The organism is Halomonas sp. YLGW01 (genome assembly GCF_014840935.1).
In the GTDB taxonomy this organism is placed as follows: Bacteria; Pseudomonadota; Gammaproteobacteria; order Pseudomonadales; family Halomonadaceae; genus Onishia.
The window spans coordinates 1,278,125-1,292,351 of sequence record NZ_CP062005.1 but is presented as its reverse complement, the minus strand read 5'-3'; the positions used below and the strand labels follow the sequence as shown (position 1 = coordinate 1,292,351).

At 66.3% G+C, this 14,227-nt stretch carries 13 protein-coding genes; 4 read left to right on the top strand and 9 right to left on the bottom strand.

The features are described from left to right. Positions 1-26 precede the first annotated feature (26 nt). The 9 genes from IEJ03_RS06020 to IEJ03_RS05980 form a co-directional block, all read right to left on the bottom strand. Positions 27-950 (bottom strand): urease accessory protein UreD, encoded by a 924-nt coding sequence (locus tag IEJ03_RS06020; protein WP_192036763.1) that lies wholly within the window; start codon positions 948-950, stop codon positions 27-29. Beyond that, positions 947-1,645 (bottom strand): urea ABC transporter ATP-binding subunit UrtE, encoded by a 699-nt coding sequence (gene urtE, locus IEJ03_RS06015; protein WP_192036762.1) that lies wholly within the window; start codon positions 1,643-1,645, stop codon positions 947-949. Before urtE ends, IEJ03_RS06020 begins: the two co-directional genes overlap by 4 nt. Then, positions 1,645-2,472, bottom strand: a complete 828-nt coding sequence (gene urtD, locus IEJ03_RS06010; RefSeq protein WP_192036761.1) for an urea ABC transporter ATP-binding protein UrtD — start codon at positions 2,470-2,472, stop codon at positions 1,645-1,647. Before urtD ends, urtE begins: the two co-directional genes overlap by 1 nt. Then, complete coding sequence (gene urtC, locus IEJ03_RS06005; RefSeq protein ID WP_192036760.1) at positions 2,469-3,614, bottom strand: urea ABC transporter permease subunit UrtC; 1,146 nt, start codon at positions 3,612-3,614, stop codon at positions 2,469-2,471. Before urtC ends, urtD begins: the two co-directional genes overlap by 4 nt. Positions 3,615-3,617: 3 nt before the next feature. Beyond that, a complete protein-coding gene (gene urtB, locus IEJ03_RS06000; protein WP_192036759.1) occupies positions 3,618-5,210 on the bottom strand; it encodes an urea ABC transporter permease subunit UrtB in 1,593 nt (530 codons plus the stop codon). Positions 5,211-5,323: 113 nt separating this feature from the next. Continuing rightward, on the bottom strand, positions 5,324-6,592 hold the full coding sequence (urtA, locus tag IEJ03_RS05995; protein ID WP_242458106.1) for an urea ABC transporter substrate-binding protein: 1,269 nt from the start codon (positions 6,590-6,592) through the stop codon (positions 5,324-5,326). 439 nt (positions 6,593-7,031) lie between these two features. Further along, positions 7,032-8,546 (bottom strand): tripartite tricarboxylate transporter permease, encoded by a 1,515-nt coding sequence (locus IEJ03_RS05990; RefSeq protein ID WP_192036757.1) that lies wholly within the window; start codon positions 8,544-8,546, stop codon positions 7,032-7,034. Then, complete coding sequence (locus tag IEJ03_RS05985; RefSeq protein WP_192036756.1) at positions 8,546-9,001, bottom strand: tripartite tricarboxylate transporter TctB family protein; 456 nt, start codon at positions 8,999-9,001, stop codon at positions 8,546-8,548. Before IEJ03_RS05985 ends, IEJ03_RS05990 begins: the two co-directional genes overlap by 1 nt. Beyond that, on the bottom strand, positions 9,001-9,987 hold the full coding sequence (locus tag IEJ03_RS05980; RefSeq protein WP_192037206.1) for a tripartite tricarboxylate transporter substrate-binding protein: 987 nt from the start codon (positions 9,985-9,987) through the stop codon (positions 9,001-9,003). Before IEJ03_RS05980 ends, IEJ03_RS05985 begins: the two co-directional genes overlap by 1 nt. 314 nt (positions 9,988-10,301) lie before the next feature. Between IEJ03_RS05980 and IEJ03_RS05975 the strand changes: the two genes are divergently transcribed. From IEJ03_RS05975 to IEJ03_RS05960, 4 genes are read left to right on the top strand one after another with little or no spacing between them, the layout of a single operon-like run. Continuing rightward, entirely contained in the window at positions 10,302-10,916 is a 615-nt protein-coding gene (locus tag IEJ03_RS05975) for a helix-turn-helix domain-containing protein (protein ID WP_192036755.1), read from the top strand. Next, positions 10,913-11,575: a response regulator transcription factor gene (locus IEJ03_RS05970; protein WP_192036754.1), complete on the top strand. Its 663-nt coding sequence runs from the start codon at positions 10,913-10,915 to the stop codon at positions 11,573-11,575. The genes IEJ03_RS05975 and IEJ03_RS05970 overlap by 4 nt, the downstream gene beginning before the upstream one ends. Beyond that, the gene (locus IEJ03_RS05965) at positions 11,572-12,957 is read left to right on the top strand and encodes a sensor histidine kinase (protein WP_242458061.1); all 1,386 of its coding nucleotides are present in this window, start codon (positions 11,572-11,574) and stop codon (positions 12,955-12,957) included. Before IEJ03_RS05970 ends, IEJ03_RS05965 begins: the two co-directional genes overlap by 4 nt. Then, on the top strand, positions 12,954-14,216 hold the full coding sequence (locus tag IEJ03_RS05960) for an ABC transporter substrate-binding protein (protein ID WP_242458060.1): 1,263 nt from the start codon (positions 12,954-12,956) through the stop codon (positions 14,214-14,216). The genes IEJ03_RS05965 and IEJ03_RS05960 overlap by 4 nt, the downstream gene beginning before the upstream one ends. Positions 14,217-14,227: the final 11 nt, after the last annotated feature.

Sequence of the window (14,227 nt, the reverse complement as noted above, 5' to 3'; positions counted from 1 at the left end):
GCAGCCTTCCGGCCTTCCGGCTCCCGTCAGGTCAGCCAGATGCGCGGCACGCAGGCCTCGCGTCCCAACAGCCGCGGCCGCAGCTGCGCCCAGGCCGCCTGGCACAGGTGCCAGGCCTCGTCCCGCTCCTCCCCGAGATAGCGCAGCAGCAGCACCCCTTGGCGCACCGTCGCCGCCCAGCGGGGCGAGGCCGGCAGCGCCTCGCGCAGCAGGGCCACGGCGGAGGCCTCGTCTTCGAGCCCGACCGCCCACAGGGTCGCCTGCACCCGGGCACCGCCCTGCCCCCAGCGCCCCGCGAAGCGGGGATGGGTAGGGTCGAGCAGCTGACGCTCATGCCACAGGGGGCGACCGGCCTGCATCAGTGAAAAGCGCTGCTCGAGATGCCCGGAGACGAACGGCAGCGCGCCAGCCGGGCGACCGAGCGCCAGCACCTCCCAGCCCAGGCAGCGCGCCTCCTTTTCAAGCGCAATTTCGGTGCTCTGCACCCCACGGGAGCCATCGAAGGCGATGGTCTCCTGAGGCAGCCACTCGAGTTCGCCACCGGTATCCACCGAAAGCCTTGTGTGCTGGGCCCAGGCCACCCCGTGGCTGTCGGCCCGGTAGAGCTTGTTGGCGGCCGGGGTGGTGATCAGGGCCCGAGCGCCCGCTCCCACCTCGGCATTGATGGAGAGGGCATCGCCGCTGACCAGCCCACCAGGCGGATGCAGCAGGTAGACGTGGCAGCTACCCGCCTCCCCCCCGGCCTCCCGGGGCTCCGGGTAGAAGGGGCGCTGCACCCGCAGCGGGCCCTGGTGACGGGCCCGGGTCAGGCGAGTCACGCCGCCGCCGGGTTCCTCGCGGCGAGTAAAACCGAGGTCGATGGCGGCTGCCCAGTGGCGCTCGCCGTCGAAGCGATGCCCGCTGGCGACGGGCGATGCCTGCTCGGGGTCGAGGGGCTTGAAGACGGTCATACGGTCAGGTGTCGCTTGATCAGGTCATCGGAGAGCTCGTCGATTCCGCCGCTGGCCACCGGCCGGCCGCGGTCGAGGATCGTGAAGCGATCGGCATACTTGCGGGCGAAGGGCAGCTTCTGCTCGACCAGCAGCACGGTCAGTCCATCCTCGCGGATCAGCCGGCGAATCACCTCGCCAATCTGGGCGACGATATTGGGCTGAATGCCCTCCCCCGGCTCATCGAGGATCAAAAGCCGCGGCTCGATGACCAGGGCTCGGCCGATCGCCAGCTGCTGCTGCTGGCCACCGGACAGGTCGCCGCCGCGGCGATGGCGCATCTCATCGAGCACCGGAAACAGCTCGAAGACCCGCTCGGGGATGCGGCGGCTGCCGTCCCGGCGGGCGGCGAGCCCGGTGCGCAGGTTCTCCTCGACGCTGAGCAGCGGGAAGATCTGGCGACCCTGGGGCACATAGCCGATGCCGAGCCTGGAGCGGTCCTCGAGGCGCTTCCTGGTCAGCTCCACCTCGCCGGCAAAGCGCAGGCTGCCGCTCTTGATCGGCACCTCGCCCATCACGCACTTCAGCAGCGTGGTCTTGCCCACACCGTTGCGACCCATCACGCAAGTGCACTCGCCTTGCGGCACCTCGAGGTCGAGATCCCACAGGGTATGGCTCTCGCCGTAGAACTGGTTGAGCTTGTCGATCGTGAGCATCAGGCCTCCTCCGCGCCCAGATAGACCTCGATGACCTTCGGGTCATTCGAGACCTGGTCCATGCTGCCCTCGGCCAGCACGCTGCCTTGATGAAGCACCGTGACCTGGCGGGCGATCGAGCGTACGAAGCCCATGTCGTGCTCCACCACCACCACCGACTGCTGGCCGGCCAAGCCGGTGAGCAGCTCGGCGGTACGCTCCATCTCCTGCTCGGTCATGCCGGCCACCGGTTCGTCGACCAGCAGCAGTCGCGGGCGCTGCATCAGCAACATGCCAATCTCCAGCCACTGTTTCTGGCCATGGGAGAGAATGCCCGCCTGACGGTGACGCAGCGCCTCCAGGCCAATGGTCTTTAGCACCTGATCGATGCGGTCGCGCTGCTCACCGCCGAGCCGGGCGGTCAGGGTCGGCAGCACCCGCTTGTCGGTCGCCATGGCGAGCTCCAGGTTGTCGAAGACGCTGAGCGCCTCGAAGACCGTCGGCTTCTGGAACTTGCGGCCGATCCCCAGCGAGGCGATCTCGGGTTCGTTCTTGGTCAGCAGGTCGTGCCGGCTGCCGAACCAGACCTGGCCGCTGTCGGGCCGCGTCTTGCCGGTGATGATGTCCATCATGGTGGTCTTGCCGGCGCCATTGGGGCCGATGATGCAGCGCAGCTCGCCGTCATCGATGGTCAGGTTGAGATGATTGATGGCCTTGAAGCCATCGAAACTGACATTGACGTCGTCCAGGTAGAGAATCGGGCCGTGTCGCACGTCCACCGGCGATGGCGCCGGCACCAAGAAGTCGAAGACCCGATCACGATCGGCCAGGGCATCGAACAGGCTCATGGGGTTGCCTCCTTGAGTGGGGTCGCATCATCCATCTTGACGCGACGGGCCATCAGCCCCGCGATGCCCTTGGGCAGCATCACCGTGACCACCACGAAGAGCCCGCCGAGGGCGAACAGCCAGGCATCCGGCATCACGCCGGTGAAGACGGTCTTGGCGTAGTTCACCAGCAGCGCCCCGATCACCGCGCCGTAGAGGGTGCCGCGACCGCCCAGTGCCACCCAGACCACGATCTCGATCGAGAAAAGTGGCGAGAACTCGCTGGGGTTGATGATGCCCACCTGGGGAACGTAGAGCGCACCGGCGACCCCGGCGAGCATCGCCGAGACCACGAACACGCACAGCTGCACCCGCTCGACCCGATAGCCGAGAAAGCGCACCCGGGCCTCGGCGTCTCGGGCGGCCACGCAGACCCTTCCGAGCTTGCTGCCGACGATGCCGCGACACACCAGATACCCCAGCGCCAGCGCCACCCCGGAGGCCAGGAAGAGCCCCAACCGCGTGGCGTCGCTTCTCAGATCGAAGCCCAGTAGCTCACGGAAATCCGTCAGACCATTGTTGCCGCCGAAGCCCATCTCGTTGCGGAAGAAAGCCAGCATCAGGGCGAAGGTCAGCGCCTGGGTGATGATCGACAGATAGACTCCGGTGACCCGGGAACGAAAGGCCAGGAAACCGAACACCAGCGCCAGCAGGCCCGGCGCCAGCAGCACCATCAGGAAGGCGAACCATGCCATGTCGAAGCCTTGCCAGAACCAGGGCAGGCTGTCCCAGTTGAGGAAGACCATGAAGTCCGGCAGCAGCGGGTCGCCATAGACGCCGCGATCGCCGATCTGGCGCATCAGGTACATGCCCATGGCGTAGCCCCCGAGGGCGAAGAAGGCGCCATGGCCGAGGCTCAGGATGCCCAGATAGCCCCACACCAGGTCCACCGCCACGGCCAACAGCGCGTAGCACAGGTACTTGCCGAGCAGGGTCACGGTATAGCTCGAGACATGCAGCGGATGCCCTTCGGGCAGGGCCAGGTGCAGGACCGTGACCACCACCAGCGAGAAGACGAGAACGGCGAGGAACAGCCGCGTCGCTCGCTCGGTGAAGGGACGCGTCAGCCAGGGGCCGGAGGATGAAGAATTCGCATGCGCCATGGTTCAGCCCTCCGCCGCCCGGCCCTTCTGCGGAAAGAGTCCGCGGGGCCGTTTCTGGATGAACAGAATGATGAACACCAGCACGATGATCTTGGCGAGCACCGCCCCGGCCCAGGGCTCCAGCACCTGGTTGATCACCCCGAGCGACATGCCGGCCACCAGCGTGCCCCACAGGTTGCCGACGCCACCGAACACCACCACCATGAACGAATCGATGATGTAGCTCTGGCCCAGATTGGGGCCGACGTTGGTCAGCTGCGCCAGGGCGACGCCGGCGAGTCCGGCCACCCCGGCACCGAGGCCGAAGGTGAGAATATCGACCCGGGTCGCGCGGATGCCCATGGCGCGGGCCATGCCGCGGTTCTGGGTCACGGCCCGCACCTCGAGACCGAGCCTCGTGCGGCGCATCACCAGCATTAGTCCGGCGAATACCAGCAGCGCGAAGCCGAGCACATAGAGACGGTTCAGGGTCAGCGACAGGGCGTCGTTGATCACCAGCGAGCCGCTCATCCATTCCGGGGTGATCACGGTGCGGTTGAGGGGCGACACCAGGGTACGTACCAGCTGCTGCAGGATCAGGCTGACGCCGAAGGTGGCGAGCAGGGTCTCCAGCGGCCGGCCCTTGAGGAACTGGATCACGCCGCGCTCGATGGCCACCCCCGCCAGGCCGGCGACCAGGAAGCCCGCCGGAATCGACAGGATCACCGCCAGGCCCGGCTGTCCCGGCAGCAGTTGCTGCATACCCCAGGAGGTGTAGGCGCCGAGCATGATCAGCTCACCGTGCGCCATGTTGATCACGCCCATCACGCCGAAGGTAATGGCCAGGCCGATCGCCGCCAGCACCAGCACCGAACCGAGGCTCAGGCCGAAATACAACGTCTCGACGCCGCGATTGATCTTGAGAGTCTGCTCGATGTTAGCCAGGGCCGCCTTGGCACTGGCGGCGAGCGCGGCGTCCTCGCCCGCCGCGGCCCCGTTGAGCGCCGCTCGGGCCTCGGGGTGCAGGCTGCCGCTCAGGCGCTCGATGGCCGCGGCATCGCCCCGCTCGAGCCGATGGATGGCCAATGCCTCGGCGAGCCTTTTGCGCACCGCCTCGTTCGGCTCCACTTCCAGCACCGTCTGGAGGGGCTCGACCATGGCCGCCTCGACCTGGCCGAGCAGATCGTTGGCCGCGCCAAGGCGCGCCTCCGGGTCCTCGACATACAGGTCGAGGACCGCCAGGGTGCTACGCAGCTGGCCGCGCAGGGCATTGTTGATGCCGATGCGATCCAGCTCGCGCCGGGACATCTCGCCGAGCGGCTCCCCGCTCAAGGCGTCTTCCACCGGCCAGGCCCGGCCACGATTGGCCAGGACCACCACGAACTGGCCGGTCTTCTTGTTCTGTTGTAGCTTGCCGTCGTTCAGGGCTTCCAGCCAGGCACGGCTGCGGGCATCGCCGCTGGCGACGATGGCCTCGATGGCCTCGCCCTTGGCGGCATAGGAGGCACCGGCCAACGCCTCGAGCAGCGGCCGACCGGGGTCATCCTGCTGGGCCTGGGCGGCGCCGACCATCGTCAGCAACAGCAGCCACAGCGTGAGGCATCGGGTGATCCTCATGGGATTGTCCTTTGGAAAAGCGATGAGAGCCAGACAGGTGACTCGTCAGGCCAGCGGGACGACCAGGGCCGCCCCGCTGCTCCGTGTTGAGCAATGATGCACAAAGGCCAGAGTTACTCGGCCTCGACGCCACCGCCACAGCTGCCCTCGACCACGTTGTAGTTGCCGCATGCCATGGGCTTGCGCCAGTCACTGATCAGGTCACGCGAGCCATCGAGGTAATCCGACCAGGCGTCCCCCGCAACCGTGGACGGAGTCTCCCAGACCACCGAGAACTGACCATTGTCCTGAATCTCGCCGATCAGCACCGGCTTGGTGATGTGATGGTTGGGCATCATCGCCGCATAGCCGCCGGTCAGGTTGGGCACGGTCACGCCGATGATGGCGTCCTTGACCGCGTCGACATCGGCCGTGCCGGCCTTGCGCACCGCCTCGAGCCACATGTTGAAGCCGATATAGTGGGCCTCCATGGGATCGTTGGTGACAGCCATCTCGTCGCCGGTGTAGTCGATCCAGGCATCGATGAAGTCGTAGTTGGCGTCGTTGTCGACGCTCATGAAGTAGTTCCAGGCCGCCAGGTGGCCCACCAGCGGCGCGGTATCGATGCCCGACAGCTCCTGTTCGCCCACCGAGAAGGCCACCACCGGAATGTCGGCGGCATCGATGCCCTGGTTGCCGAGCTCACGATAGAAGGGCACGTTGGCATCGCCGTTGATGGTCGAGACCACCGCCGTCTTCTTGCCTTCGCTGCCGAAGCGCTTGATGTCGGAGACGATGTTCTGCCAGTCGGAATGCCCGAACGGCGTGTAGTTGATCATGATGTCCTCGTCGGCGACGCCGTGGCCCTTCAGATAGGCCTCGAGGATCTTGTTGGTGGTACGCGGATAGACATAGTCGGTGCCGGCCAGCACCCAGCGCTCCACGCCGACGTCGTTCATCAGGTAATTGACGGCGGGAATGGCCTGCTGGTTGGGCGCTGCACCGGTATAGAAGACATTCTCGGATGACTCCTCGCCCTCGTACTGCACCGGATAGAACAACAAGCCATTGAGTTCTTCGACGACCGGCAGCACCGACTTGCGCGATACCGAGGTCCAGTTGCCGAAGATCACGTCGACCTTTTCCTGCGCCAAGAGCTCACGCGCCTTCTCGGCGAACAACGGCCAGTTGGAGGCCGGGTCCACTACCACCGGCTCGAGCTGACGCCCCAGCAGACCGCCCGCGGCGTTCTGCTGCTCGATCAGCATCAGCATGGTGTCCTTGAGAGTGGATTCACTGATCGCCATGGTCCCGGACAGCGAATGCAGGATGCCGACCTTAATAGGGTCTTCCTGAGCCTGGGCCGGCAGGGCCACGCCCAGAGAGAGAAGGGCCGCGGCCAGCCAGCGAGAGGAAGGGGTCGAGGTGTTCACATGGATCTCCTTGCTTGTGTCTTGTTCTTGAAACTTGTTATTCGGCAATATCCAGCGACGAGGCCGGCCGTTAGACGGCCGGCCAACTCCACATCGCAAGGGGCGTGCCAAGACATCGACAAGGAAAATTAACCCTTTATAATCATTTATTTAGATCTTTCTTAACAACCGGACATCCTCTTCCGTTCTCGCTCTCAACGGCTCAAGCCCCCGCCGTACGCCCTCTTTTGGCGATCTCACGTCTCGCCATGCACTTTTATGGTGCAGTTGTATACATTAGCGAGATACTAAAAAAGCCCCAGCACCGGAATGATGCAAGAAACTTTTCCTTTCACCACGAAAAAGGGCACCGGCCTGTCGGCCGGTGCCCTAAAAAGGTGATGCGATAATGGCGTTGCGCGAAGGCGTGTCAGTCCGTCTGAGCCCCGCCCGCCTGCATGCGGCGGCGCAGGATTGGACCGACGATGTAGGGCAGGATCAGCCCCAGACCGGCGACGACCCACAGGCCGATGGCCAGGCCGCTGTCCCACAGCGCCATCCAGTCACCGTCGGAGATCTCCAACGCATGGCGCAGGTTCTTCTCCATCTCCGGCCCCAACAGCAGGCCGAGGATGATCGGCACCAGCGGGATTTCGAGCTTGCGCAGCACATAGCCGAAGACCCCGAAGGCGACCATGAAGTAGAGATCGAAGGTGGTGTTGCTGATCGAGTAGATGCCGACGAAGGCCACCATGGTGACGATCGGCAGCAGGTACATCGGGGGTACCGAAAGCAGCTTGACGAAGATGCCGACCAGCGGAATGTTGAGCAGCAGCAGCAGGAAGTTGCCGATCAGCAGTGCCGCGATCACGCCCCAGACGATATCCGCGTTCTGGGTGAACATCAGCGGCCCGGGGGTGATGTTCAGCGAGATCAGCAGTGCCAGCAGCACCGCAGTGGTGCCGCTGCCCGGCACGCCGAGGGTCAGCATCGGTACCAGGGCACCGCTCGAAGCGCCGTTGTTGCCGGCCTCGGGAGCCGCTACGCCGCGCGGATCGCCCTCGCCGAAGTGGCCCTTGCGACCCAGCACCCGCTTTTCCAGGGTATAGCTGATGAAGCTGCCCAGTGACGCCCCCGCCCCCGGCAGCACCCCGGCAATGAAGCCCAGTACGCCGCCGCGCAGGCTGGTGGGAAGGATGTCACGGATGTCCTTCCAGGACAGTGCCAGCTTGTTGACGGAGATCTTCTCCTTGCCGCCGCCGGCACGATCCTCGATGAAGAACATCAGCTCGGAGATCGCGAACAGACCGACGATGGCGATGATGAAGTCGACGCCCTCGTAGAGCTCCAGCACATTGAAGGTATAACGCTGGGTGCCGGTGGAATCGATGCCCACGGTGGCGATCATCAGGCCGATACAGGCCGCGACCACCGTCTTCATGGGGTTCTTGCCGGTGATCCCGCCAAGGGTGGCGAAGGCCAGCATGAAGAGGGCGAAGTATTCCGCCGGGCCGAAGGTCAAGGCGAAGTCGGCCAGCAGCGGCGCCAGCATGATCAGCCCCACGGTGGCCACCAGGCTGCCGATGAAGGACGCCACCGCCGAGATCGCCAGCGCCTCGGCCGCCTTACCCTTCCGGGCCATGGGATAGCCGTCCAGGCAGGTCATCATCGCCGGCTCATCGCCTGGAATGTTCAAGAGGATCGAGGAGATGCGCCCGCCATACATGGCACCGGCATAGACCGAGGTCAGCATGATCATGGCGGTTTCCGGAGCCAGCCCCAGGGTGAAGGCCAGCGGAATCAGGATCGCCACGCCATTGGCGGGGCCGAGCCCCGGCAGCGCGCCGATCAGGGTGCCCAGGAAGGCCCCCATCAGGGCGAACATCAGGTTATGTGGTTGCAGCGCGACGCCGAAACCGTCGATCAGGAAGCCCAACGTTTCCATCAGGTTGCCTCCAGGAAGTCGAGCAGGCCCAGCGGCAGCGCCAGGTCGAGTGCGAAGTTGAAGATCAGGAACACCACCACGCCCGCGATGGCACCGGTCAGATAGGCCTTGACCGGAGGCGCGCCCATGCGCCAGCACAGGGTGCCCACCGCCAGCAGGGTGCTGGGAATGAAGCCCAGCGGCTGCAGCAGCATGGCGTAGAGCACCAGCACCACTACTGCGATCACCAGCTCAAGGCCGGTACGGCTCCAGGGCCAGGCGTTGTCCGGGTCGGGACGCACGATCATGTACAGGCTGGAGAGCGTCAGCACCACGGCGAGCAGCTTGGGAAAGGTCTCGGGGCCGACGGCCTCGGCCCCGCCGCCGAAGGGTTCCGGGAACTGGGTAGCGCCCCAGCCGTACGCGACGGCCAGGACGATCATCAGGACCCCAAAGATGCGGTCATTGAAGGTCATTACTGAATCAGCCCGATATCTTTGGACAGGGTTTCGATGTCGGTGATCTGCTGCTTGACGAAGGCCTCGAACTCACCGGCACTCATGTGGAAGGGCATCAGACCGTTCTGGGTCATCACGTTCTTCCACTCCTCGCTCTCATAGACGGTGTCCATGGCGTCGAGCCAGTACTGCTTGGCATCATCCGAGATGTCCGCCGGCATGTAGAACCCGCGCCAGTTGGGGCCGATGGCATCGATGCCCTGCTCGCGAGCGGTGGGAATCTCGCTGAACTTGCCCGGCAGACGCTCCTCGGACAGCACCGCCAGCACGCGCAGGTCACCGGACTCCATGAAGCCCTGCGCCTCGGTGATATCACCGGTGAAGGCATCGACGTGGCCACCGACCACCTGAGTCATGGCTTCGCCGCCATTGTTGTAGGACAGGTAGGGAATGCGCGGCAGGTTCTCGAGACCCGCCTTCTGGGCCGCGATCAGTACCTTGAGGTGATCCCAGCCGCCCTTGGCGCTGCCACCGGCGAACTTGACGCTGCGCGGGTCTTCCTTGATGGCATCCATCAGCTCGGGCAGGTCGTCGTACTCGGAATCGTCGGCCACGGCGATGACGCCATAGTCGGCACCCAGGGCCCCGATCCAGTTGACCATGTCGGCGTTCATGCCCGGGAACTGCCCCTGGGCCAGCCGCGTGGTGGTGGCGGTGGAGGCCGCGACCAGCAGCTGGTCATCGCCGGCGCGCTTGCTGACGGTATGGGCGAAGGCCACCCCGCCGCCGGCACCGGCCATGTTGATGGTCTGCACGCTGCGCGGCACCAGATCGAGATCCTCGAGCACCTTGCCGACGCTGCGGCAGGTGAAGTCCCAGCCGCCGCCCGGGTCGGCCGGCGCCAGACACTCGACCTTGCCCTCCGGTTCGAAGGCTTGAGTCACGGAGGCGCTCAGGGTCAGCGCTGCGGCAGTGATCAGCGTGAGGGGCGTCTTCATCGACATGCGTTTCTGGATCATGCTTTTCATCAACATTGTTATTGGCCTCGCTAGGTCATCCGGCCCGCACCGCGGACATGCAGGATGCCGTGAATCAGGATGCATTGGCGTGCGCCTGAAGCGACCCGGCTGGGGTATGGCATTCAGGACTTGTCGGAAGCTGTCAGCCACCTTACAATTCTGTAAGGCAGAACACCGTTCCTTGGTGTGGAAAGTTAGGCGCACCGACTTGAGGCGTCAACGCCCTGAGGGCCAAATGCGACCAAAGTTGCATGGGCGAGCACGGCACGAGCAAGCGACCCGGGAGGCACCAAGTAAAGATGGCAGAACAACGCGTTGAAGCCGTGGAGCGAGCGTTGACGATCCTAGAGGTCTTCGATGCACCGAAGGAGCACTTCAGCCTGGCCGAGCTGGCCGAGGCCACCGGCTTCTACAAGAGCACCCTGCTCAGGTTGCTGGCCTCCCTGGAGCGCTTTGGCTATGTGGCGAGAAGAGACGACGGACGCTTCACCCTGGGCCCGACCCCCGTGCGGCTCGGCAAGCGTCATCGGCCCAGCCGCGGCCTCGCCGACCGGGTGCAGCCGGTACTGGACCGGCTCTGCGAACAGAGCGGCGAGACCGCCGCCCTGCTCGAGGTCGGCCAGGGCCTGGCCAGCTGCCATCTGGTCAGCCTGCCGGCCTGTGGCCTGCGCCATGACCTGCAGCCCGGTGAAAGCTGGCCCATCGAGCACGCCGATGCCCCCGCCCAACGATTGAACGGGGGACTGATGCTGTGTGCTGCAATGAGCGAAGAGGGCATCGGCTCGGGCGAGCTGTGGCTGTCGCTCTCCGGGCCCAGCGGCCGGCTCGAGGCCTCCCGGGGTGAGGCGCTGCTGGCGGCCGCGGTGACCCGGCTTGCCCCCTCGCCGGACCAGGATGAAGGAGTCACGCCATGAAGCTGTTACTGATCGAGGACGACCCGCTGCTCGCCGAGACGCTTGGCGATGCCATGCGCCTCGAGCAGTTCAGCGTGACCACGCTGGATGACGGCGACCGGGCCCTGGCTCACCTGTCGGCACCCGGCCACGATGCCGACCTGGTGCTGCTCGACTTGAACCTGCCAGGCACCGGCGGCCTTGAGGTGCTCGCCGCGCTGCGCCGGCACGACAGCGACACCCCGGTGCTGATCATCACCGCCCGGGGCGCCATCGAGGACCGGGTCCGCGGACTGGACCTGGGCGCCGACGATTACCTCGCCAAGCCCTTCGCCCTCGACGAGCTGGAGGCCCGGGTGCGCGCCCTGCTGCGACGTCGCGGCCGGACTCAGACCCTGCGTGTCGGAGGGCTAAGCTTCGACCCCGAGGCCCAGCGCTTCACCCTCGACGACAAAACGCTGGCCCTGCCCCCGCGGGAGCAGCGGCTGCTGGCCTGCCTGATGCGAAACGCGGGCGCGCCGGTGGACAAGGCCCGCCTCGCCGAGGACGCCTTCGCCGGCGAAGCCATGGGCGACAATGCCATCGAGGTCTACATCCACCGCCTGCGGCGGCGCCTGAAGGACAGCGACGTGAGCCTGCGCACGGTGCGCGGCCTCGGGTACCTGCTGGAGGCAGCGTGAGGCGACCGGCCAGCCTCTACCGGCGTCTGATGACCTGGCTGCTGCTGCCGCTGCTGGGGCTCGGCGCCCTGATGCTGATCCAGGCCTATCTGGATGCCCGCCACACCGCCGACCGCGCCTTCGATCGCCTGCTGGAGGCCGCGACACTCGCAATCGCCGACCGGGTGCAATGGCAGGACGATCAGCTATGGCTCGACTTGCCGCCGGCGGCACTGGAGATGCTGGCCACCGACGCCGAGGAGCGCGTCTTCTATGCGCTCTACGATGGTGATGGTGACTTCATCACCGGCAATGCCCGGCTGCCCGGCGATACGCGCCCCGACCTGGCCCGCGACAGCAAGGGCGGCGACACCCTGCTCTATCGCGACATCGTCTGGCAATCACTCGCCCTGCGCCAGGGCATCCGTCACAGCCGCCTCGAGGACTGGAGCCTGCGGGAACGCTTCGAGGTCCGCGTCGCTCATACCCGAGAAGGCCGCGAGGCGCTGACACTCAGCCTGCTGCGCGGCAACCTGGCCTACATCGGCGCCATGGCAACGCTGGCCATCGCCGCCCTGCTGCTGGCGATTCGCTCTGCTCTGGCCCCACTGACGCGGTTGCGCCACGCCATCCGCGCCCGGGACCCGCGCACCCTCGCCCCCCTGGAGCTGCCCTTGCCGAGAGAACTCGCCGAGCTGCGCGAGACCGTCAATGACCTGCTCGCCCGGATGCGGCGGGTGCGCGCCAATCAGGAACGCTTCATCGGCGACGCCTCCCATCAGCTGCGCACCCCCCTGGCCGGGCTCTCGACCCGTGCCGAACTGGCGCTGCGCCAGGACGACCCCGCCGTCTGGCGACGCGCCCTCGAGGCCATGCAGGCCACCAGCGCCAGCACCGCGCGCCTCGCCGGCCAGCTGCTGTCGCTGACCCGCCTCGACAACCCGGAGGCCACCCCGGACCTGGCGTCGCTGGACCTCAACGCCCTGGCCCGGCGCGTCACCCGCGACGCCTGGGCAGGCTGCCACCGGGCCGGCATCGATCTCGGCGTCGAGGCCAATGACACGCCACTGATGATCGATGGCGTCGACTGGCAGCTCGAAGAGGCACTGACCAACCTGATCGACAACGCCCGGCGCTACGGTGCGCAGCACATCACGGTGCGGGTGAGCGACACCCCGCCGACCCTAGCCGTCGAAGACGATGGCCCCGGCATCGAGGAAGATCAGCGCCTGCTGGTACTGCGCCCCTTCTATCGGGGCCGCGACGGCGGCGAGGGCTCGGGACTGGGGCTCGCCATCGTCGATGGCATCGCGAGGGGCCACAAGGCCCGTTTGACGCTTGAGCCGACGGCCGCCGATCATGGCCTCAGGGTCGCCCTTCACTTCACGGGAGATCGCGGATGATCCAATCAGACCTGCTCACCCGCTGTCTTGGGCGCCCGGGTATCGAGCGCACGAGCCCCCGACACACGAGCACCAACCACATCGGGGCCGGGCATCCCGGCGCGGACCGGCATCGCCGGGCCTGGCCAGGCATGCTGCCGAAGCCATGTCGGAGTCTATTCCTGGGCCTAGTGTTGACACTGGGGCTACTGCTCGGCACCGTCCCCATCGCGGTCGCAGAGGAAACACTGCGTTTCCCCGGCACCGCCACCCCCACCCAGCCCCTCGAGCGCCTGACGATTCATGGCGCCCTGGATATTCCTCAGATCCGGCCGCTACTCGAGGATTTTCATCGACGCTTCCCCTTCGTCTCGCTGACCTATCTCAACCTCACTACTCTCGAGCTCAACCAGCGTTTCCTGGCGGCCAAGACACCCAGCGCCGATGTCCTGATCTCGTCGGCCATGCCCTGGCAGTACCGGCTCGCCAACGATGGCCACGCCCAACCACTCGCCAGCGCCCGTGCCGCCGACTGGCCGGCCTGGGCGCGCTGGCGCCAGGAGCTGTTCGCGGTGACCTTCGAGCCCATCGTGATGGTCTACCGGCGCGAGCTGGCCGAACGCTTCGGGGCCCCACAAAGCCACGCCGAGCTACTGGAACTACTGGAGCAGCACGGCCAGGCCCTGCGCGGCCGGGTGGTGACCTATGACCCCGCATCGAGCGGCGCCGGCTACAGCTATGCCGTCGAGGAAGCCCGGCTGTCGCCCCGCTATTGGGAGCTGGTGGCGGCGCTGGGCGCCGCCGACACGGTACTGGAGAAGACCACCAGCGCAATGCTCGAAGGCCTCGAGGAGGGGGAATACTGGCTCGGTTACAACCTGCTGGGCAGCTATGCCCGGGACGTGGTGGCCGCGAATCCGGCCCTCACGCTGGTGATCCCGAGCGACTATGCGCTGGTCACCCAGCGGCTGGCGCTGATTCCGCGTCGCGCACGCCATCGGGCCACGGCCCAGCGCTTCGTCGATTACCTGCTTGGCGAGCGCGGCCAGCGGGTCCTCGCCGAGCACACGGCACTGGGCGCCGTTCACCCGGCCCTCACGGGCCCCGGCACCGCCAACGCCTTGAAGGCACGTCTGGGCGACGCCCTGAGGCCGATCCGCCTGAGCCCCGCCCTGCTGGCGACTCTCGATGATCTCAAGCGACAGGCGCTACTGGCCCGCTGGCAGCGAGAGTTTCGCCGCTGGCAGGCCGCGTCATCCTCAACTGCCAGTGAGCAGTAATCGCCCGAACA